The following is a 22817-nucleotide window of genomic DNA, read 5'->3' on the forward strand; positions in this document are numbered from 1 at the left end:
ATGCCGATTTTTATCAATGAAGAGAAAAAGCAATTTCATTTACAAGGTAAAAACACCAGCTATATTTTCCGAATCATGGAAAATGGGCAGCCAGGGCATCTCTATTTCGGAAAAAAGGTTGCCCATCGAGAGGATTTCTCTTATTTGTTCCAACTCCCTAACGAGCCGCTTGGGAACGCGACCTTTACCTTCGAGGGCGATCAGCATTTTTCCCTTGAGTTCCTGAAGCAGGAATATCCTGTCTATGGAACAGGTGACTTCCGGGAGCCTGCCATCCAGGTGTCACAGCCGGATGGCAGCCGGGTTACTCTTTTTGAATACGATTCATACAAGCTGTTAAATGGAAAGCCAGCATTGGAGGGCCTTCCAGCTGTTTATACTGAAAGCGATGATGAAGCCGAAACACTTGAGATAAAGCTGGTTGATCAGAAGCTAAAAGCAGGATTGACCCTTTCCTACACGGTATTCCATGACCGTAATGTCATCCTGAGGAATGCCAGATTAAAAAATAAAGGCACTGAAGAATTGGAAATCAACAGAATGCTCAGCATGTCCGTAGATTTTCCCGATGCCGATTATGATTTAGTGCACTTGAGCGGTGCCTGGATTCGTGAACGGAATATCGAAAGCAATCGTTTGCACAAAGGAATCCAGCTGATTGACAGTAAACGCGGTACCAGCAGTTCACAGAACAATCCATTCCTGGCACTAAAAGCTTTGAATGCCAATGAGCATACAGGAGATGTGTTTGGCTTCAATCTTGTCTACAGCGGGAACTTCACAGCAGGTGTCCAGGTTGATCATTACGATACTTCGCGTGTTTTCATGGGAATTAATCCATTTGACTTCAGCTGGAAGCTTGAGCCGGGTGAAACCTTCCAAACACCGGAAGCCGTCATGGTCTACGCGGCCAATGGACTGAACGGTATGAGCCACAGCTTCCATGATCTCTACCAAAACAGGCTTGTCAGGGGCATTTGGCGCGACCGTGAACGCCCGGTGCTCATCAATAACTGGGAAGCCACGTACTTTGATTTTAACGAGGAAAAAATTCTCTCCATCTCTGATGAAGCAAATCGGCTTGGAGTTGAGCTGTTCGTACTGGATGATGGCTGGTTCGAGGGACGCAACAACGATACAACATCCCTTGGAGATTGGACACCAGACCTGAACAAGCTGCCAAACGGTGTGAAGGGCCTAGCTGAAAAAGTCAGCCGGGACGGGATGAAGTTTGGTATCTGGGTAGAGCCTGAAATGATCTCAAAGAAGAGTGCACTTTATGAGAACCATCCAGAATGGGTTCTTGGAGTCCAGGACCGCCATCTGAGCCACGGCCGGAATCAGTTCATTCTTGATTTGACAAGACAGGATGTCAGGGATTATCTGTTTGATTCTCTTTCCAAGGTATTTGGCTCCGGCCCGATTGCTTACGTCAAATGGGACATGAACCGGGTCATGACAGAAATCGGCTCGGCACAGCTGCCGGCAGGGCGCCAGGAGGAAACGGCCCATCGATATATCCTTGGCTTATATGACTTGCTCGAGCGTCTCGTTTCCGCTTTCCCGGAAATCTTGTTCGAATCATGTGCAAGCGGCGGAAATCGCTTCGATCCTGGAATGCTATACTACATGCCGCAAACATGGACCAGCGACAACACGGACGCCATCGAAAGGCTGAAAATCCAGTACGGAACATCGCTTGTCTATCCGCTGAGCACGATGGGTGCACATGTATCAAGTGTACCAAACCATCAGACGGGAAGAATCACTCCGCTGGAAACCAGATTCAACACAGCATTATTCGGCATGTTTGGATATGAATTAGATGTTACGAAAATGACAGATGCAGAAAAAGAAGAGATGAAAAAGCAAATCATCTTTTACAAAGAAAATCGTTCTATGATTCAAAAAGGTGATTTTTACCGGCTGCTTAGCCCGTTTGAAGGGAATGACACTTCCTGGGCAGTGGTAGCGAAGGATAAATCCGAAGCACTTGTTGCTTATTACCGGACACTTGCGAAACCCAACCCGGGCTTGAAGCGGGTAAAGGTACACGGACTTGATGCAAAGACTTTATATCGATTCAAAGAAACCGGACTAGAAATGACCGGAGAGGAATTAGCAAATATCGGATTGCTGCTGCCTCCTTTTTACAATGGGACGGTCCATACCCCTCAAACTTTCATGGCTGGGGATTTTCGTTCGGTTGTCTGGAAACTGGAAGCAGTAAAGTAGAGGGGGAAGTCATCAGTGGAAGAAAGAACAGCGCAATTTATCGAGATATTTGGTGAGAGCCAGGAACCGACTCGTTCCTTTTTTGCTCCCGGGCGAGTGAATTTGATTGGCGAGCATATTGACTATAATGGCGGGCATGTTTTACCGGTCGCGCTTGAAATCGGAACATATGCGATTGCAAGGAAGAGAGATGACAAGAAACTAAAGCTGTATTCGAGCAATTTTTCCGATAAAGGAGTTATCGAAGCAGATTTAGAGGATTTAAGATATAAAAAAGATCAGGACTGGGCCAACTTCCCGATCGGAGTTTTTAGGTACATGCAGACAGAGATCGGCTTCAAGCATGGCATGGACGTCTTTTTTGAAGGGAATATCCCTAACGGAGCTGGGCTGTCCTCTTCAGCATCAATCGAACTTGTCACAGCAGTACTGGTAAATGAAAACTATCAGCTTGGTGTTTCCACGCTAGAGTTGGTGAGATTGAGCCAGAATGTTGAAAACAAATTCATCGGAGTAAACTGCGGCATCATGGACCAGTTTGCCGTCGGCTTTGGCAAAGAAGGGCACGCCATTTTGCTGGATTGTGAGACGCTTGATTACCGCTATACGCCATTTGAACTTTCGGACAGCAAGATAGTGATCGCTAACACAAACAAGAAAAGAGGGCTGGCCGATTCTGCCTATAATGAGCGGAGAAGTACATGCGAGGCCGCTTTGGAAAAACTGCAGAAGGAATTGCCGATTTCCAATCTTGCCGAAATGTCCCCGGAGCAATTTGAGGAACACAAAGGCTTGCTGACAGGGGAAGAAGTGAAACGTGTCCGTCACGTGGTAACGGAAAACCACCGGACGGTAAAAGCGATTGAAATTCTCGAGCAAGGGAACCTGGATGCATTTGGAGAATTGATGAAAGCATCCCACCTTTCTCTAAGGGATGATTATGAAGTCAGCGGCAAGGAACTGGATGCACTGGCAGAAGCCGCCTGGGAGCAGGAAGGCACAATCGGGGCGAGGATGACAGGCGCAGGTTTTGGCGGCTGCACAGTCAACATCGTGAAAAACGAGCAGGTGGATGCTTTTATCGAGGAAGTAGGCAAGAAATATAAAGAAAAAATCGGCTATGAAGCCACTTTTTATATCGTAAATGCAGGCGGCGGTGCCAGGGAAATCACCGCTTCACAGGAATAGGAGGGCAACCATGTACCTTGGTGTAGATTACTATCCAGAGCATTGGCCAAAGGAAATGATGAAGCAGGACATCCAGGGCATCAAAGGTCTTGGAGCTAATATGGTCAGGATCGGGGAATTCGCCTGGCATTTGATGGAGAAGGAAGAAGGGCAGTTTGACTTCTCCTTCTTTGATGAAGTAATTTCAGAGCTGAAAAAGGAAGGCTTTTCGGTCATGTTTGGAACGCCTACTGCAACATTCCCCGCCTGGCTTGCGGACAAATACCCTGACATCCTATCTGAAGACGAAAATGGACATGTCCGTGTATTTGGCGGCAGAAGGCAGTACTGCTTCAATTCAGACGTCTACCGAAAATACAGCGCCCAAATCACGCAAAAGCTGGTGGAGCATTACAGAGATGAAGAAGCAATAGTTGCCTGGCAGATCGACAATGAATTTGGCCATGAAGGCAGCGATATGTGCTATTGTGATCAGTGCCATCGTGGATTCCAGACGTTCCTCGAAAAGAAATACCCAAGTATTGATGAACTGAACGAGCGATGGGGAACGATTTTTTGGGGACAAACGTATAACAAGTTTTCGGAAATACCTATACCTAAGCCAACCATCACCACCCATAACCCCGCATTAAAGCTTGATTGGGCAAGATTCCGTTCTGAATCTGTCAATAGCTACGCGCACGAGATGACAGCGATTGTCCATGAAGCCAAAGGTCCTCATCAGCAGGTAACCACAAATGTTTCTGGCGGTTTCTTCGGTAAATGGTTCGACCATGCGGAAAACGTCAGGACTATGGATTTTGTTTCTTACGATAACTATCCAGTATGGGGCGGCCTTGAAAAACCGATCGCTCCCGCGGCCATTGCGATGGCACATGATTTCAACCGTGGCCTTATGGATAAAAACTATTGGATCGTTGAGGAATTGATGGGTGCTCAGGGGCATGACATCATTGGCTATCTGCCTAGGCCAAATCAGGCAAAAATGTGGTCCTATCAGGCATTTGCCCATGGCTGCACAGACCTGCTGTACTTCCGCTGGCGCGGGATGACAAAAGGGGCTGAGCAATTCTGTTACGGAGTTGTCGACCACGATAATCGCTATGGCAGAAAATATGAAGAGGTTAAATCAGTCTTCAATGATATCCGCCAATATGAAAATGTCCTGAATTCAGAAATTCAAGCTGAAATCGCTGTCATTTACGATTATAATAATATATGGTCCTGGCGTTCGCAGCAGCAAAGTGCAGGCTTTGACTTCACTGCAGAACTGCTTCGCCTGTATGAACCATTCTTCAACAAGAATGCAGCAATTGATGTGATCCCTATTGACCGTGACTTTACAAAGTATAAAGTCATCGTCGTACCGGTACTGCAATTGATCAATGAAGAGCTTGCTGCGAGATTCAGAGAGTTTGCCGAAAAGGGTGGAACAATTATTTTCTCTTATCGAGCAGGCTTGAAGGACAGTGATAATAATATCTATCTTGGGAAGACATTGCCCGGGCATATTGCCGATATTACAGGAATTGAAATTCATGAAACTGAATCCCTTTCATCATCAACGACGGTGGAGATTGTCAATGATGAGACGGGCAATCGTTCCGAGATGTCAGTTTGGCGGGATTTGATTACACCAAAAACGGCAAAAGTTTTGTATCGCTATGATGGCGAGTTTTACAAGTCCAGCGCTGCAGTTACGAAAAATGACTTCGGTAAAGGAACCGTTTACTACATCGGTGGCGGTGTCGGAAACGATGTCCTGAATGTTATTGCCGCAGATATTCTTGAAAAGCATGATATTTGGAACCTTGAGACGAGTGAAGAACTCGAAGTATACAGAAGAATTCTCGATGGCAAGGAGTATTTCTTTGTGATGAACCACTCATCTGAAGAAGTGGCTTTTAGGGAAGAAATGCTTCCTCCTTTTGCATCGAAGGTTATTAAAGGAACCTTATAGTAATAAATAAGGCTGCTTGGAGGGAGAAAGAGAAATGGCTACACTAAAAGATATTGCTGAACGCGCTGGCGTCTCATTAGCGACTGTTTCAAGAGTGCTGAATTACGACAATACCTTATCTGTTTCAGATGAAACGAGGAAAAAGGTTATTGAGATTGCCCAGCAGCTCAATTATAAGTCCATGCGGCAGCGCAGCTCCCGTCCGCAGCCAGAACGAACTAAAATCGGCCTTGTTTACTGGTATTCCCAGGAGCAGGAATTAGCCGATCCTTATTATATGTCGATCAGGCTAGGCGTGGAAAAAGAAAGCTTCGAACGGAAAATCGACCTGGTTAAAATGTTCAAGAACGCTGACTACCAGATGGATGATTGGGTAGATGGCCTTGATGGAATCATCGCTGTCGGAAAGTACAGTGAAGGAGACATCGAGCAATTCAAATCCATGGCAGGAAATATCGTCCTTGTCGATTACACGCCATCAGATACCTATGATTCCATTGTCGTCGACTTCCGGAAAGCGATGATTCAGCTTCTTGAATACCTGATTGAGCAGGATCACAATCAGATTGGCTTTATCGGCGGCCGGGAATTTGTCAGGGGTGACCTGCCATTAAAGGACGAACGGGAAACAACATTTTACGAGTTTTTAAAACTAAGAGACATGTACATTCCTGAGTATGTCTGGACTGGCAATTTCACCTCTGAGGATGGATATAAGCTCATGGCTGAAGCGCTGAAAAAGCCTGGAAGACCAAGTGCCTTTGTAGTTGCGAATGATTCAATGGCAATCGGTGCATTAAGAGCGCTTCATGAAGCAGGGGTTAAGGTACCTGATGAAATCTCGCTCGTGAGCTTCAACGACATCGCGACATCCCGATTTTTACAGCCGTCCCTGACAACTGTTAAAGTTCACACTGAATTCATGGGTGAGGCTGCTGTTGAATTACTGATGGAACAAATCGAATCGAAACGGACCATCTCCAAAAAGGTTGTTGTTCCGTTTGAGATTGAGATCAGGGAAAGCAGCGGACCGGTAAATATAAAAATAACAGAAAAGAATGCTCCTGGCTGTTGAGTCAGGAGCATTCTTTTGATTTTGTATTTATGTTAACGCTATAAAATTCCACTTCTTACAAATCTACGTTTTTAGAAGGATGTTGTCTGCCAGTTTGATCACGGAGATCGTTGGACAACTTGTATAAAAAAACAGTGACCTTAGGCCACTGTTTCAAACTTATAGTCTTTTAGCGCCAATAAATCTTGGCTTCCAATATGGATTGTTAATGCTTGCAATGGAAACACCCTTTGAAGTTGCAGAGTGAATCATTTCTCCATTGCCGATGTATATAGCTACATGAGTGACTTTCCTTCCGCCGCTAGTTGCGTAGAATAACAGGTCACCGGGTTGAAAAGCCGTCACTTTAGTGCCAACATTGTACATTTCACCGGCAGTACGAGGTAAATTAACTCCTGCCTTCGCAAATGAATAGTTTACAAGGCCTGAGCAATCAAATCCGTTGGGGTTATTTCCTGCCCATTTATATTTTACTCCCAAATTGCTTTTTGCAACTGAGATTGCTTGCGATTTATAATCACCAACAGGTGTTACTGATGCTTTTTTAACAGCTGTTTTCTTTACCGCTGTTTTATTGATTGTTTTGGGTGCTATAAATTTTGAACTTACATATCCATTTTTCCCTTTTACCGAAATTCTTGCCCAACCTTTTGATTGAGAAGTTACCGTAACAGCTTGTCCTTTTGCTAGTTTAGTAATAATAGCACCAGATGTAGATGCCGTTTTACGGACATTCAATTTACCAGAATTCACTTTGACATAATAGGTTTTTCCAGAGGCAGAGGCTTGATCTATTGACGGTGCGACAGTGGCTACTAGTGTAAAGAACAATAATGCTGCTAGTATTCTCTTAAACAAAGTTGTTTACCCCCGTTTGGTAAAAGATAAACCTATTATAGTAGGAAAGGGGTTACAAACGAATAACAGGATAATTACATTTATATTACAATTTGCGACAATATTCCCATGTAAAAATATCACGGTAAATGAAAATTATATCGGAAAATAAAGAAAATGGATAATTTCTGAAGTAATAAGGGCTATTGAGAATAAAAAAAGAATTAGGCCAGCCGTTATAGACTTGGCCTTAGTTTTATTTCATGGTACGTATATATTCATCTGATAGGTTTATGTAATCAATGACCTTGTTCAATTCTTCCAATGATTGTTGGCTAGCCTCCCTTTTTCTTCTATCAGGTAGAGACGTAAGCACACCGCTAGCTTTTGTTTTCCCTGGAGCATATGCATACTGACTAGTTACAAATGTTCCAGTAGGAGCATAAAAGCGAAAGCCGATTGTATTTGTTTTAGTGTTTATCAGGTCAATGCCAAAAATAATTTCTTCTCCAAGATCAAGTCCTAATAGGTTTGCGATAGTTGGATAGACATCGACCAGGCCGCCAACTGAGTTAACTATCTTACCTTTTTGGAAAGGCACTTTCACTATTAGTGGAACATTTAAATGATCTAGTATGGGATGATAATCATGGCCAATAATTTCATTAACCAGTGCAGTGTCTTTTTCATTTTGGGTTTGGACACCCTGGTGGTCCCCGTAAACTACAATCAATGAATCATCATAGAGGCCAGATTTTTTTAGTTCTTCAATCAATTTACCAAATGCGTAGTCAGCATAACTGACAGATTTGATATAAGAACCAACGATTGATCCGTTATAATCCTCAGGTAATGTTATAGTATATTTGTTTTTGGTTTTTGGAAGGTCATATGGGTAATGGCTGGATAAAGCGATGATGTGGGCGTAAAATTTCTCGTCTTTTAGACTTGCCAATTTTTCCACTGTTTTTTTATATAAAATCTCATCTGAAACACCATAAGCAATATAATCTTCTGTTCCAAAATACTCCTGATCAAAATACCCGTCAAAGCCCAAAGCTTCATACATCTCTTTTCTGCTCCAAAAGGAAACCTCATTGGCATGAAAAGTGGCAGAATAATAACCAGCTTGTTTCAACTTCCGGGGCAAACTCGGCACTTCCTTACCAGCTATGGCGGTGGACATTGGTTCACTTCCAAGCGCGTATATGGAACTGTTAATCAGGAATTCTGCATCAGATGTGTTGCCTTTGCCTACCTGGGTGTAGAAGTTTGGAAAAAAGTAAGATTCCTGGATGAGCTTGTTCAGATTAGGTGTTATTTCAGCCCCTCCAATACGTTTGTTGAGCAAAAAACTTTGAACTGACTCCAATTGAACGATTATTAGGTTCTTATTTTTGGCCGACCCTCTTAATTGTAACTCTGCATTCAGTTGAGATGGCTTACTGCTTTTAACCAAATCAGGAGTAATATTTTTCTCTTCTTTAAATAAAAGGCCAGTTTCTGAAGCAACATCCATCAATTGATAGGCGAATAAACCTAATGAATTATATTTGCTTAATTCACTGATAGCCTGTGATGACCTGTAAAAGCCCCAAAACAGAATGATGAAGTTAATAGTTACGAGTATCAGGAATTTTTTTGCTCCGATTTGTATGTTTCTTCGAGTAACTTTCTTCTGTAACAAAAACAGGAAAGGAAAATCTGCAAAAAACAATAAATATTCATATTTGAACAAAGCATATACACTTGTTCGGATTTCGCCAAGCTGGCCGGCTTGTGCCATCGATTTGTAAGTGAAAATTGCATTGTAATAGTCAAAATACATTGCAGCTGTAAGTAAAAAGAGAGAGCCGATTATGTTTATAACAACAAAAAAGAAGGAAGACATTTTGTTCCGAAATATAGTAGTGAATAAGACGATTAGAAATAGGAAGGAGAACTCAGTTGCTCCTCCGGTCAACTCTATGCTGCCGGTAATCTCGTAGCGAGCATATAGCGATTTTATGGTAAGTGAGATTAATGTCAGGATTGAGAAAAAAGATAACTTTTTCAACGCTTCAACTCCACACAAAAAAATGCTTAATCACAATCAGTCTAGACCAGAAAAAGTATAGCTAAACGAATTGACAATATAGTTATACTCACCCGCATTATTTTCAAGTATGTAAGTTATGGATATAGTTTAAAGTGAAGCGCAAGCGGTATGTTAAATCCTCAGAGTGCTGCAGCGAATAAGGATGGTATTAAACGTTGTCACGGAGCACACTTATGCGAACAAAGACTCAGGTATGAATCACCGGAGTGCAGAATGAACGAGAAAGAATGTTGGGATATAATGAAAGGACTTTTTTTATTAGAATGGTATTTTCAATGACCAATTCGTATAGTCCAAGCGCTAGTAAGAAGTGTAAACGGAGCAGGAAGTATCGAATAAGTGCAATCGAAGGTGTTAATGATCGATTAAACAGGTCCTCAATTATGGAAAAGGCACGAACACCTACCTTGCTGCAGAGCAGGGTTGAAATACGATTGAAGAACAGACGGGTGTTACATGTGTTAAAAGAAGACAATAATAATAAAAAGACTGCTGATGGAGAGCAACTTTATATCTCTTCATAGCAGTCTTTTTATTAAAGCCAATCTCTTATTTATGTTCATGCCTATTGTGTCCACTCCACTCTCACTATTCATTGACGCGCTGTTTTTTTGTTTGATTGCTGATGACTGTTAACAACAAGAATTTTTCCTCCGGGCTCAACATGCTCCAGCTGCCTGCTTTTACTTTCATTTAAAACACTCCTCTTTAAATGTATTTTTTTACTGTTAATACTTGTAATCCTTATATACCGCGATTTTTAAATAATCAAACAACAAAAGTTTCTACAAATTTCCAGATGAATTTACATCCTTGTCTCACTAATTTGTCGAAAGTGAATTTCTTTGTTAAAACGTAAAATAAAAAGTCGAAGCCCGCAGAGTAATTTGTTCCTTAACACGTCTAACTAAAGAACATGCATAATGATTGTTGATTCAATCATGGATTCCTCAAAGCAAATTATCAAATTATCCCTACGTCTCAGGACCTAGAAGACATTACGGACCGAGTCTGTAGAAAAATAGACTGATTTGAAGTAAGGTATAAGAGAGAAAACATTTTTTAACAGGTAAATGAAACATTCTGTGCCTCCTATTCGTATAAATAGGAAGATTCTAAACAGGAGTCGATACTAATGAATAAATTCCTTTTACGATTTATGCAAACCGGTGCTGCCATTCCATTTTCGGCGTTCACCTGGCTGCTTACTTATGCTGGTTTTGACCAAACATTCTGGATGTCATCGCTTTATGGGTTGATTGGTGGTGGAGTCATGTTTTTCGGAGTGGGATACTATCAAGAGAAAAGAGTTCTTGAAAAAAACAGACTGACCAAGAAGGAATACCAATATATACAGAGAAATCTTAAAGAAGCTAATGTAAAGATAAAAAAGGTTCAGAAATCGCTTTTTTCAATCCGCCATATCCGTTCGCTTAAACAAAGAATGGAGCTTCTAAAGCTCGTGAAAAACATTCAGAGGCTGAACACCCGTGAACCGAGAAGGTTCTTCAAGGCAGAACAGTTTTATTTTTCCCATTTGGATTCCATAATGGAACTGAGTGAGAAGTATGCCTTCCTTTCCTCCCAGCCGGGAAAGAACCGTGAACTGGAAAGGTCTTTATATGATACACAGGATACCTTAAAGGAACTGACCCAAATCGTGGAGAAAGATTTGAGCTATATGCTGGCTGACGATATTGACCATTTGAATTTTGAAATTGACGTCGCCAAGCATTCGATCAAGAAGTTGAATGAAATTCCTGATGAAACCAGGAGGTTAAAATGATGGCAGAAAATAATACTGACCTAATAAAAAACACCGGAAATATCATGGATGATATATTGAATAATCCGTTTGGCGATTCACCGGAATTGCAGCCGCAACCCAGCCCGCAGCAAAACGAAAGCAGACCTGTTAAGCTGATTGATGTCATTCCTGAGGAGAACCGGCAAAGGGCATACCAATTAGCCGAGCAGATTGACCCGAAGAACCATCAGGCAATGATTCAATACGGTACTCAGGCGCAAGGGAAGCTGCTGACTTTTTCACATGCCATGCTAGAGCATGTTCAGAAAAAGGATATTGGCGAGGTAGGGGAAATCATTAATGATTTGATGAAGCACCTGAACAATATGAACCCTGAGGAGCTAAGTACGGAAAAGCCCTCCTTCTTTGCCCGGATGTTTGGCAAAATTTCAGGTTCTGTGCAAGAGATCCTATCAAAGTACCAGAAGACAGGAGCGCAAATTGACCGGATCAGTGTGAAACTGGATCGATCAAAAAACGTTCTCCTATCCGACATTGGAATGCTCGAGAAATTATATGAAACAAACAAAGAATATTTCAATGCCTTGAATATCTACATTGCTGCAGGTGAACTGAAGCTGGAAGAACTGAACGAAAAAACAATTCCGGAACTGAAGAGGGCTGCAGAAACATCCCAGGATCAGATGAAGTTCCAGGAAGTCAATGATATGATACAATTTGCAGACAGACTGGATAAGCGTTTGTATGACCTAAAATTAAGCAGGGAAATCACCATCCAGAGTGCGCCGCAAATCCGTCTGATCCAGAATACGAACCAGGCATTGGTGGAGAAAATCCAATCATCCATCGTTACTGCCATCCCGCTCTGGAAAAACCAGGTCGCTATTGCCCTGACACTGATCAGGCAGCGGCATGCAGTTGAAGCACAGAAACAAGTGTCCAAAACAACTAATGAACTGTTGTTGAAAAACGCAGAAATGCTAAAAACAAACACAATCGAAACCGCGAAAGAAAACGAACGTGGCATTGTCGATATCGAAACGTTGAAGAAAACGCAGGAAAACTTGATTACAACACTGGAAGAAACATTGAGAATCCAGGAAGAAGGCCGTACGAAAAGACGTCAGGCTGAACAGGATTTGGCTACGATGGAGAATGAGTTGAGATTGAAACTACTGGAGATAAAAGATAAGTGATATAGGTAATAAAAGGGGTTAAAGCCTGACTCACGTTCTATACGAATGAGTCAGGCTTTTAACTTCTCAACAATCAGTAATAGATTAATTTATAACACCCTGAAAACCCTAATAAAATATCCATTCCCAACGTAACTTATAATAAATCGCTTTCCATTTGATAAATTTTATTAAACTAATGTTTAGTAATTAAGTGGAAAGGGTATATATTATTTACTTTTATACTGTTTGGTATTGTTACTTGGAAGTGTTGAGAATGATTTTAAAACTTTACAAAGTTAAGGAGGGATCATTGTGTTTAAATTATTAATAAATTTTAAGTACAAATTTCATTTATTATTGCAAAATTATAATGAAGCCCTTATTCAAGATGCACTTTGTGAGAAACTAAAAGCAAGTTTACAGCAAAAAGCGAGTTATCACGAGGAGAAAGCCGGGTCCCTTATAGCTAGATTGTAGAGCAGGCATGCAGCCTGCTTTTTTGATTGCCTAAATGCTTTTGGTGCTCTAATCAGCAATAAAATAATCAATTAAATAATCTGCCCAAAGCTGGTGTCCTTTTTCGTTTGGTGTGCCAGGTTCACCAATAAGAAATTTTTTTATATCTTCACTTTGGGGATCTGGCCATGCATCCCAATGATTAAGATAAGTAATATTGTTGCTTTCTGCATACTCCTTTAATGAATCTACTTGCACTGGATAATACTTCGCTTGAAATAATGGGTTAGCAGGCTGCAGGAGTACAATCGCCCCCAGGTTGGCGGTTTTAATGGATTCTATTATTTTATTAATATTTTCATTAGAATTCTCTATTGTCACTTGACCATTATCTTTAAGTATAAAGGGTTCAAGTAAAATTAAATCTGCTTTTTCGGCAGCCAATTCCTCATACTTCCTTTCCTCAATTATTTGAGTGGAATTAAGGTCATAAATCTTTACAGACACAACAATTGTTTCATGAAAGGTTTCCTTTAGTTTATCCTTTAATATATATGCCCATCCAGAAGACTGTTGCCCCAATGCCGGTGAACCGGCAATTAAAATTTTGTATGGTTTCTTATCATTGATTGCTCGTTTATAGGATAATTGTGCTTCAACAGGCCATTTTTTTGTATAAGATAAAATTTCGGTTCCTACATGTTCTGCCTCATCCTTTTCCTCCTTATAAAGACCACTCTTATCTTCATAAGCTGTAACTTTTGTTTTTTCCTTCCAATGCTGATTTCCTAATACTAAAATCGCAAAACATACAATAGTAAGGCATATAGTGAGAAAATGTTTCATTGCAATCCCCCAATATTTTCATTTCGTTGTGTATTTTTAACTAAATTATGACAATAAAAGGCAAATTTTTCAAATGAATATGATATAATTTGAGTTAGATATTAGTAAAAAATAAACCAGCAGGAGGACAAAATGGAAGAAGTTACTTTAAAAGACTTATATGGCATCTTAAGAAAAAGAATACTATTAATATTATCCTTAACTCTTACAGCTGTTATAATGAGTGCTGCATTAAGCTATTTTTATTTAACACCAATATATCAGGCTTCCACCCAAATTCTTGTAAACCAGGCCAAGAATGATCAGGAAAGATTAAATGCTGGGGATGTTCAAAATAACCTGCAATATATTAATACTTATAATGTAATCATTAAAAGTCCTGCCATTCTTAATCTGGTAATTGAAGAATTAAACCTTAAAGCAACCACTGCACAGCTCAATGATAAAATCCACGTTAGCAGCCAACAAAACTCTCAAGTAGTGAATATTTCCGTCCAAGATAGCAACATAGACAATGCAGTTTCAATCGCAAATACCACTGCTAAAGTTTTTCAAGAAGAGATTACAAAAATCATGAATGTTAATAATGTAAGCATACTTGCGGAAGCGACAGTTACTGAAGGGCAATCTCCAATTAAGCCAAAACCACTAATAAATATAGCAATTGCTTTGATTATTGGTCTAATGACTGGAATTGGATTGGCTTTTCTTCTTGATTATTTAGATAATACAATTAAAAATGAGCAGGAAATTGAATCCATTCTTGGCTTGCCTGTTCTCGGTGTAATAGCAGCCATAGATGATTCTGAACTTGATTTCCGTGACAGTAAAAGAAAAACAAGGAATAAAAGAACGAGGGGGGAGAATCTTGGGCATTAAAAAAGAAACAAAAAAAAGTATCTTGGACCAAAGAAGAAAGCTGATTGCAGCTCAGAATACAAGATCCCCGATTACCGAACAATACCGAACAATAAGGACAAATATCCAATTCACTTCATTTGATAGTGAAATAAAAACAATAATGGTCACCTCTACTGGACCGGGGGAAGGGAAATCTACGACAGCGGCTAATCTTGCCGTCGTATTTTCCCAGCAAGGAAAAAACGTATTACTGGTTGATGCTGATTTAAGAAAACCTACTGTTCATTATACTTTCAACTTAACCAATACCTTTGGATTAACAAGTGTATTAACAAGACAGCTTTCAATAGAGGAAGCGGTAGTGGAGTCGAATTCATCTAGTTTATGCCTTCTATCCAGCGGGCCGATTCCACCTAATCCGGCTGAATTAATGGGATCTTCATCAATGGATCTGTTCTTGAAAAATGCGAAAGAGAATTTCGACCTGATCATTTTTGACACGCCGCCGGTCTTAGCTGTAACCGACGCACAAATATTATCAAATAAATGTGATGGGACTATAGTGGTTGTTTCAAGTGGAAAGACAATAAGAGAAGAAGCTTCCAAGGCAAAAGATTTGCTAATGGCGGCCAAGGCCAAAATACTAGGAGTCGTTTTAAATAACAAAAAATTTAAAAGTACTAACTATTATTATGGGAATTAATTTGTAAGTTGACGTAATTCGACAAAAAACACCCTTTACCGTATTTTTTAGGGATGATAACATTGGAATATACCTAAAAAATTACAAAATTCGGAAAAGGTGAGTGCAATGATAGACATACATTGTCATATACTGCATGGAATTGATGATGGACCAAGAACGCTGGGAGAAAGTATTTCTTTAGCCAAAAGTGCTGTGAAGGAGGGCATCCATACAATCATTGCTACTCCCCACCATAAAAATGGGCGCTATATAAATACAAAAGCGAGTATTCTAGAGAAGGTATCTGAATTAAATGGAATTCTGCAAATAGAAAAGATACCACTGACAATCCTGCCCGGGCAGGAAACAGCTATCCATGGTGATATTTTAAGCGGAATTGAAATGGGTGAAATACTCACTTTGGCACGCACCCAGTATTTATTCATTGAATTTCCCGCAAATCATGTTCCACACTATTCAGAACAAATTTTCTACGAGATCCAGTTGAAAGGAATAATCCCTGTTATAGTTCACCCTGAAAGAAATGCCGAGATCATAGAACGCCCCGATACCCTTTATAAGCTCGTTAAAAATGGCGCTCTTGCTCAAATTACTGCATCAAGCATAGCTGGCCAGTTTGGGAAAAAGATTAAGGCTTTCTCCGAGCAGCTAATAGATGCTAATCTTGTTCATTTTATTGCTTCTGATGCCCACAATTCGGACAAACGAAGTTTTTATATGCAGCAAGCTTACTCAAATGTAAGAAAACGTTATGGAACTGATATGGTATATCTATTAAGGGATAATGCCGAACTTCTTATTCAAGGTAACAATATTTATAAGGATATACCTGCACGTGTAAGAAAAAGAAAAAAGATTGGATGGTTCAATTAAAAGAATTTAAAAGATTTCTAGAACCTATTCAAATAAATCCTTTATAAAACAAAATATGCGGTAGCGGATCTCGGATAAATCCCGGGATTTTTTTAACGTCATAAGTACATAGAAAATAGATTGTGAAAGATAAATTCCAACAGAATTCGCAATTACCAGATGATATATTGGTAAAAAGTTACTGGAGAAAAAATTGGATGACTCATTAACTAGCAATATAGTTAGCCGATATTATAGTTACAAAATAAATTTAAGGGAGACTCATGATGAGATTCAGGGGCACACTTGTTTTTGCCATTTTATTTTTCTTTGTTTTTGTTTCAGTTGGTTCTGCAGAAGAGGAGAAAATAAATCCGAAGATATCAAAGTTTAATACAGCAGCCTTATTTGATAAGAAAAAAGACTTCGAAAATAGAGAGTTAATTATCAAATTTGAATCTAATATTACTTCAGAAGAAAAACAACAAATTCTTCAGTCTGTAAACGTGAAGGAACTTACTAATCTTAAGCTTGGTAACTTAACCTTAGTTTCAACAGACACAGAAGATGAATTAACTACTATTGCTGAAAATCTATTAAGGTTTAAGCAAGTAGAATATGTGGAACCAAACTACAAGCTCGGTGCCACTTTTACCCCGGGAGATCCGGGCTACAGTAAACAGTGGTATTTAAATAAAATTGAAATGCCAAAAGCCTGGGATATAAATAAAGGAGCATCTAATGTTACTGTAGCTGTTATCGACGGTGGTGTACAAACCAGCCACCCGGATTTAAAAGGTAAAATGGTAGCTCCAATAGATATCACTACCGGCCGTTCAACTATAACTGGTGAACCCCATGGAACCCATGTAGCTGGCATAATTGCTGCCACGATAAATAAGACGGGAGTATCAGGTATTGCCCCCAATGTTAAAATAATGCCTGTTAATGTTTTTAAAGGGGAAACCGCCAATGTAGATGATATTGTCAAGGGTATTAAGTATGCAGTCGATCATAAAGCTGATATTTTGAACTTGAGCCTTGGCAGTAGAAGCTATAGTTACGCATTAGAATATGCTGTAAAGTATGCGAATTCAAAAGGAGTCATGGTTATAGCGGCCGCTGGAAATGAAAGTACGTATATTTCTACCTATCCAGCTGCAATTTCTTCAGTATTAGCTGTAAGTGCCACGGATAAAAATGATAAAATAACCGGGTTTTCCAATTATGGATCCTATATAGATATTGCGGCACCTGGTTTAGATATCTTTTCAACCATTTCGGGAAGTTCTTATACAAATATGAGCGGTACTTCGATGGCTTCACCTGTAGTATCTGGTGTGAGTGCATTAGTATTATCGAAGAATCCGCTTTTAAAACCGGCTCAGGTTGAAAGTATATTAAAGAAATCTGCTTATGATTTAGGGTCAAAAGGCTGGGATTCCTTTTATGGACACGGCAGGGTGGATGCATATAAAGCATTATTCGTTACCCCATATCCTGTTCATAGCCTTACGATTAGTGCTCGATCTTTTACAATGAAAGGAACGAATAAAAATAATATTTCTTTCTACGCACAAGGCGGCACAACGGCTTCTTTATACATTCAAAATTCAAAAGGGACCATTATCAAAAAACTCATCACTAATAGAAAATGGGCTGGAGGAAAATTAACTGCAGCATGGGATGGAAAAATGGATAATGGCAACTATGCAATAAGTGGAACATATAAATTAGTGGCCAAGGCGACAAACGGGAAGAAAACAGTTTATAAGAGTGCGACCATGAACGTTATAGACAAGGTGACGACATCAATCCAGGCGGCTTCATCTGTTCAGTTTTCACCCGCTCTAAAGGCTAAACTGTCCATCCCGTATTATCTTACTAAAAATGCAAGAGTGACAGCTGTCATTTATGACAGCAAACATAGAGAAGTGAAGAGGCTTCATAATAAAACAGCTTTAAAGCCAGGTAAGAAGACGCTTGTTTGGAACGGCAAAAACAATAAAGGCAAAAAGATAAGTAACGGTAAGTATACTCTGGTAATGTCCGCGTATGACACCAAAAATGTTAAAAAAGCTTCCAAAAGGGTTGCTGTTTCAGTCGATTCAGTTATGCCCAAAGGCAATTTAACCATTGTCTCTTCCCTATTTAAAATGGATGGAAGAGTGAAGCCGGGAGTAAAAGTAAACTTCAATGAATGGGTTTATGTAAGAACATATGTTACAACAGATAAAGGTGTAAAAGTAAAGAAATTGACGTATGACAAGGTATTTAAACCTGGTGCTTCAACACTTTCCTGGAATGGGAAAAATGACAAAGGACTATACGCAGCAGAGGGGAAATATCGATACTATATTGAGTACCGGGATGCCGCTGGAAATAAAAAATCAATGAAAAGCAGTATTTTTAGCGTTCAGGATTGGGTCAAACCGGCAATTAGGTCAATCGCGCCAATTACGTATCGTTCAAAAACCAACCTGCCGATCTCATATACGATCAGCAAACCTGGAATTGTTAAAATTGAGCTTTTGAAAGACAATAAAATATTTCGGACAATCCTGACATCAACTTATAAAGCCAAAGGTAGCTATTCCTTTGTTTTTAATGGGAAAGATCAGGCTGGGAACTACTTAGTTGATGGAAAATATCAATTCAGGATTTCAATAACCGATAAATATAAATTAACTACCATATATAATGGATATATTACAGTTGCCTTAACTAAGGTTGTCATAAATTATCCTTCTGTTGTTCAGTATTTTCCAGGTGATGAGGCTGCCGTATACTATAATTTATCCGAGAATGCCAACGTGACAATTGAGATATTTAACGAATTGAATCAGAAAGTCAAAACCATTACTGCAAACACATCAAAACTGCAAGGAACTAATTCGTTTGTATGGGATGGCTCCTTCGATGGCAACTTCCCGGAAGTCAGTGATATCTACTACTATACAATCAAAGCAAAAAATACAGCAGGAAATGAAACAGCAGTAAAAGGAAAGATGACATTGGATGAGGATCCAGTCTGGCTGAAATCCAAAAGCTTCAGCTTCTCTGCTTCAGAAGGAAGCGGGAATATTAATAATCTTGAGTTTGATATCTCGGTCACTCAACAAATAAAAATGACTTTAATTGTATTTGATTCCTCATATAATCTTTTAGATGAAAAGGAATTCGATCTGTTCAATGGTGTGAATACGTTAGAATATCCGTTGCCAGCTAGCACTGACCGAAACTATATCATTGAGTTTAAGGATTTGTTAGGAAATCTATATTATTATAGTATCCAAGAGTAATAACAGTGGAAAAGCATGCTGATTCAAAAGGCATGCTTTTTTTAAATTTATATATCCTGTTTTTACCTGTAATGGTATATTTATATAAGAATAATAGATATTTTTTACTAGGGGGAATAGCAGTGTTTTTGAAAAGAGTAATGGTAGCTGTAATGATTTTATTCTTGCTTCTTCCAGGCTTGCTGCCCGTAGAGAAAGCAGAAGCAGCGACTCTAAGTTCTTATCAGAATTTTAACCAAAGCCTATCAAAGGAACTTAAGGCTTATATGAAGAAATCAGGTGGAAATATCACCTTGCACTATAGGGAATTTTCTACCGGTGATGAATTTAAGATTAATAGTACAAGTCCAAAGAAAGCGGCCAGTACCATTAAACTGCCTCTGGCCCTATATGTAATGGAGCTTGCCGCAGCTAAGAAAATCAATCTTAATGAAAAGCTGACCTACAAAAAACATCATTACTATGGAGGCAGTGGAATAATCAAAAAGCAAAAATTCGGAACAAAATATACAATTAGAGATTTGGTCAAAAAATCTATGGTATATAGTGATAATATTGCTTTTATTATGCTTCGTGAAAAAGTGGGGAAGAACAATTTTATTGCCTATATGAAAAAAATAGGCGGGAAGAATGCATATCCAAAGGGTCAGAATCTTACCTCCTCAGCTGACCTGGTCGTATACGCGAATCGTCTATACAATTTTTCAAGGGAAAACGTTCTTGGTCAGGAATTAGTAGGGTATTTAAAAAAGACGGTTTATAACACTACGATTCCTAAAGGTATTAAAGGAACTCAAATAGCTCATAAGGTGGGAATGATTCCCGAATCAAAAATATATAACGATATTGGAATAGTTTATGATAAAAATCCATTTGCTCTGGCGGTAATGACAAATAAACTATCATATTCTAAATCTCAGAAGGTCATAGCTGATATAGCTTCAATTGTCTATAAACATCATAAGAGTAAAAACAAAGTTTCCTATGTTAAAACTAAGAAAACCACATTAGTTTATCCAATCCCGATTCTAAATTTCAAACAAAAATTTGGAAGTCTGGCTAAAGGTGAATCGTTTATGATTTCAGCTGACAAAGGCAGCTGGTACGAAATCCAGTATGGCGGGAAGAAAGGATATATATATAAAAGAGATGTGTATGCCTATTCCAAACCGCCAATTAGTGGATTTATCACTGGTACATTAAAAAACAATGGCTGGGTCAAAGCGAAAAATTACACTAAGGTGTTAAATAAGCCTGCTGCGAATGGAAAGGTATTATTGTCTCTTTACAAAGGAACATCCATTTATATACATTCCCTTTCCGGCAGCTATTATAAAGCCATAATTGGAAATAGAGTCGGTTATGTTCATAAAGATGCTGTCGAACTGCTGTATTCTGACTCTGTTAAGTATTTTGAGGTAACAGAAGAGGGTGCCTGGGTATCTTATCGCAGACAAGACGGAGTCTATGTTAGGATGGGTTTCCTGAAAAAAGGACAGGTATTCAGCCGGACAAAGGATGCAGGAGCATTTAACGAGGTACAAATTGGAACAACAAAAGCATACGTAAATAAAAACGATACGAAGCCGCTATTTAGTGCAACGATTATTAACCCTGCTGGCAGCGAGCCGGCTGCAGGGCAACTTACACTGAATCTGCAACAAGATGTATATAGTCAACCATCAGGCAATTCTTCAGACATAATCGGTAAGTTTGATGTTGGGCAAGTAGTCAGCTATATAAGAGTTATTGATAGATGGTATGAAATTAATTTCCTTGGACGGAAAGTCTATATTAAAAATCCAGCAAGTACCAACTAAATAGTTAGTAATGAAACGGAGTGTCTAAATTGACACTCTTTTTTTGTTATGTTTTAACCCACAGTAAATAATTTAAACCCATTGTAAATAAGGTATAGATTTTGTTATTTATTGCTCGAACAAGCTTTTCATCAAAAATATTAGGATATTATAGTCATAAATAAGCCAACAAAATAAGGAGGTAGGCACAAGAGGAATAAGCAGCAATCATTTGGTCAATAATGGCTGTATATTCACTATTAAAAAACTAACTGCGGCTGGAGGAGTATGAATGAATGATATAGGTGAAGTGATTGTTACTATAGTATTAGGGTTATTTTTTCTTCTTACTGTTTATGTTAGCCTCAACACGCTATACTATGTAATTCTTACGTTCTTCGGCTTTGGATCTGCCAAAAGAGATTACACCATAATGGAAGATCAGACGAGATTCTTAATTTTGGTAGCCGCTCATAATGAAGAGAAAGTAATCGGTTCGACCATTGATAATTTGAAAAATATAAATTACCGCAATGATCTTTATGATATTTATGTTGTGAATGATAATAGTACCGATCGTACCGGAGATATTTGCAGGGAAAAAGGAATGAAGTTTATCAATACTGGCGATAAGCTCTTTCCAAGGGAAGGCGTAGGAAAGCCAGCTGGATTGCAGTATGCTCTAAGGTATCTTGGGTTTGAAAAACTAGCAGATCAGTATGATTGTTTAATGATATTAGATGCAGACAACCATGTCGATCCAGATATCCTAATAGAGTTAAACTCTCAATATATTGCCAAGGGTAAGCCGGAGGCCATTCAGACCTATTTGGACTCGAAAAATTCAGCTAATAGCTTGTCGCTAGGTTATGCAATGAGTTATTACATTACAAATCGGTTCTTCCAGCTTGCTAAATACCGAATAGGGCTCCCAAACGCAATTGGCGGTACGGGCTTCATTGTCAGGGTGGATTATTTAATGAAGCATGGCGGCTTCCGCTTTCATTCTTTAACAGAGGATCTGGAGTTGGAAATGGAAATAGTGAAGGACAATGGCCGAGTACTATGGAATCATTTCGTGCGAGTATATGATGAGAAGCCGGAAAACTTCAAGATAAGCATCAAACAGCGAACCCGCTGGTCGCAAGGGCACTGGTATGTAGCTTTCACCAACTTCAAACCGATGGTAAAAAAGCTATTCACCGAAAAGGGCAAGCTCAAAATACTCGATCAAATGATTTATTTGTTTGGCATGGCCAGAGCCGTGCAGATGAGTATCGTTGTCATCGGCATTTTGGCCGCGATAATGTATGGGTTGGCGACCCAGGATACCCAAGTGCTCTCAACCGCTGGAGAACGTTTCATTTTCCTGATTTTTGGGGCGAGTGCAGTTTCTCTCCTTTTATTCACTTATCAGCTTTTTATTTGCATGTACTACGCTATTAAGGTGGATACAAACCATAAATTCAAATTTGTCCGCATGAGCCTGTCCGTTTTCTACTATGCATATACATTTATCTATGCACAGGTAATGGGACTCCTGAAATGGAAACAGCAGCATACCTGGGTAAAGACCGAGCATAACAAAACTGCCAGGGAAAATCCTTGATAAAATCAAAAGCCAGCCTTGTATAAACACAAGCTGGCTTTTATTGT

General features: G+C 39.5%; 16 protein-coding genes. 13 read left to right on the plus strand and 3 right to left on the minus strand.

Annotation, left to right across the window (positions count from 1 at the left end; genetic code table 11):
* The 4 genes from B5X77_RS07080 to B5X77_RS07095 are packed head-to-tail and all read left to right on the plus strand — an operon-like array spanning position 1 to position 6458.
* Positions 1-2235, plus strand: coding sequence for an alpha-galactosidase (locus B5X77_RS07080; RefSeq protein WP_079506548.1), 2235 nt, complete (start codon positions 1-3; stop codon positions 2233-2235).
* Positions 2236-2250: 15 nt separating this feature from the next.
* Positions 2251-3423: a galactokinase gene (locus tag B5X77_RS07085; RefSeq protein WP_079506550.1), complete on the plus strand. Its 1173-nt coding sequence runs from the start codon at positions 2251-2253 to the stop codon at positions 3421-3423.
* Positions 3424-3433: 10 nt separating this feature from the next.
* Positions 3434-5383 carry a beta-galactosidase gene (locus B5X77_RS07090; protein WP_079506552.1) on the plus strand — a complete coding sequence of 650 codons (1950 nt, stop codon included), beginning with the start codon at positions 3434-3436 and terminating at the stop codon, positions 5381-5383.
* A gap of 34 nt (positions 5384-5417) precedes the next feature.
* Complete coding sequence (locus tag B5X77_RS07095; RefSeq protein WP_079506554.1) at positions 5418-6458, plus strand: LacI family DNA-binding transcriptional regulator; 1041 nt, start codon at positions 5418-5420, stop codon at positions 6456-6458.
* 159 nt (positions 6459-6617) lie between these two features.
* On the opposite strand, the gene B5X77_RS23245 is transcribed toward B5X77_RS07095, so the two are convergent.
* Together B5X77_RS23245 and B5X77_RS07105 are read right to left on the minus strand one after the other, a co-directional pair.
* Positions 6618-7316 (minus strand): C40 family peptidase, encoded by a 699-nt coding sequence (locus B5X77_RS23245; protein ID WP_079506556.1) that lies wholly within the window; start codon positions 7314-7316, stop codon positions 6618-6620.
* Positions 7317-7551: 235 nt separating this feature from the next.
* Positions 7552-9033 carry an LTA synthase family protein gene (locus B5X77_RS07105; protein WP_176167255.1) on the minus strand — a complete coding sequence of 494 codons (1482 nt, stop codon included), beginning with the start codon at positions 9031-9033 and terminating at the stop codon, positions 7552-7554.
* Between the two features lie 1495 nt (positions 9034-10528).
* Here B5X77_RS07105 and B5X77_RS07110 point away from each other — a divergent pair.
* From B5X77_RS07110 to B5X77_RS23250, 3 genes are all read left to right on the plus strand, one after another.
* Complete coding sequence (locus tag B5X77_RS07110) at positions 10529-11179, plus strand: 5-bromo-4-chloroindolyl phosphate hydrolysis family protein (protein WP_079506560.1); 651 nt, start codon at positions 10529-10531, stop codon at positions 11177-11179.
* Positions 11179-12357: a toxic anion resistance protein gene (locus B5X77_RS07115; RefSeq protein ID WP_079506562.1), complete on the plus strand. Its 1179-nt coding sequence runs from the start codon at positions 11179-11181 to the stop codon at positions 12355-12357. Before B5X77_RS07110 ends, B5X77_RS07115 begins: the two co-directional genes overlap by 1 nt.
* A 294-nt stretch (positions 12358-12651) precedes the next feature.
* Complete coding sequence (locus B5X77_RS23250) at positions 12652-12816, plus strand: hypothetical protein (RefSeq protein WP_176167256.1); 165 nt, start codon at positions 12652-12654, stop codon at positions 12814-12816.
* A gap of 48 nt (positions 12817-12864) precedes the next feature.
* Here B5X77_RS23250 and B5X77_RS07120 read toward each other — a convergent pair whose 3' ends face one another.
* Positions 12865-13641 (minus strand): SGNH/GDSL hydrolase family protein, encoded by a 777-nt coding sequence (locus B5X77_RS07120; protein ID WP_079506564.1) that lies wholly within the window; start codon positions 13639-13641, stop codon positions 12865-12867.
* A 132-nt stretch (positions 13642-13773) separates the two neighbouring features.
* Between B5X77_RS07120 and B5X77_RS07125 the strand changes: the two genes are divergently transcribed.
* From B5X77_RS07125 to B5X77_RS07150, 6 genes are all read left to right on the plus strand, one after another.
* Positions 13774-14520 (plus strand): YveK family protein, encoded by a 747-nt coding sequence (locus B5X77_RS07125; RefSeq protein WP_079506566.1) that lies wholly within the window; start codon positions 13774-13776, stop codon positions 14518-14520.
* The gene (locus tag B5X77_RS07130; protein ID WP_257391747.1) at positions 14510-15205 is read left to right on the plus strand and encodes a CpsD/CapB family tyrosine-protein kinase; all 696 of its coding nucleotides are present in this window, start codon (positions 14510-14512) and stop codon (positions 15203-15205) included. Before B5X77_RS07125 ends, B5X77_RS07130 begins: the two co-directional genes overlap by 11 nt.
* Before the next feature lie 108 nt (positions 15206-15313).
* A complete protein-coding gene (locus tag B5X77_RS07135; protein ID WP_079506570.1) occupies positions 15314-16081 on the plus strand; it encodes a tyrosine-protein phosphatase in 768 nt (255 codons plus the stop codon).
* 263 nt (positions 16082-16344) lie between these two features.
* A complete protein-coding gene (locus tag B5X77_RS07140; RefSeq protein ID WP_079506572.1) occupies positions 16345-19362 on the plus strand; it encodes a S8 family serine peptidase in 3018 nt (1005 codons plus the stop codon).
* 122 nt (positions 19363-19484) lie between these two features.
* Entirely contained in the window at positions 19485-21182 is a 1698-nt protein-coding gene (locus B5X77_RS07145; RefSeq protein ID WP_176167257.1) for a serine hydrolase, read from the plus strand.
* Between the two features lie 271 nt (positions 21183-21453).
* On the plus strand, positions 21454-22770 hold the full coding sequence (locus tag B5X77_RS07150; RefSeq protein WP_079506576.1) for a glycosyltransferase family 2 protein: 1317 nt from the start codon (positions 21454-21456) through the stop codon (positions 22768-22770).
* The last annotated feature ends 47 nt before the right edge of the window (positions 22771-22817 follow it).

This window comes from Mesobacillus jeotgali, from assembly GCF_900166585.1.
GTDB lineage: Bacteria > Bacillota > Bacilli > Bacillales > Cytobacillaceae > Mesobacillus > Mesobacillus jeotgali_A.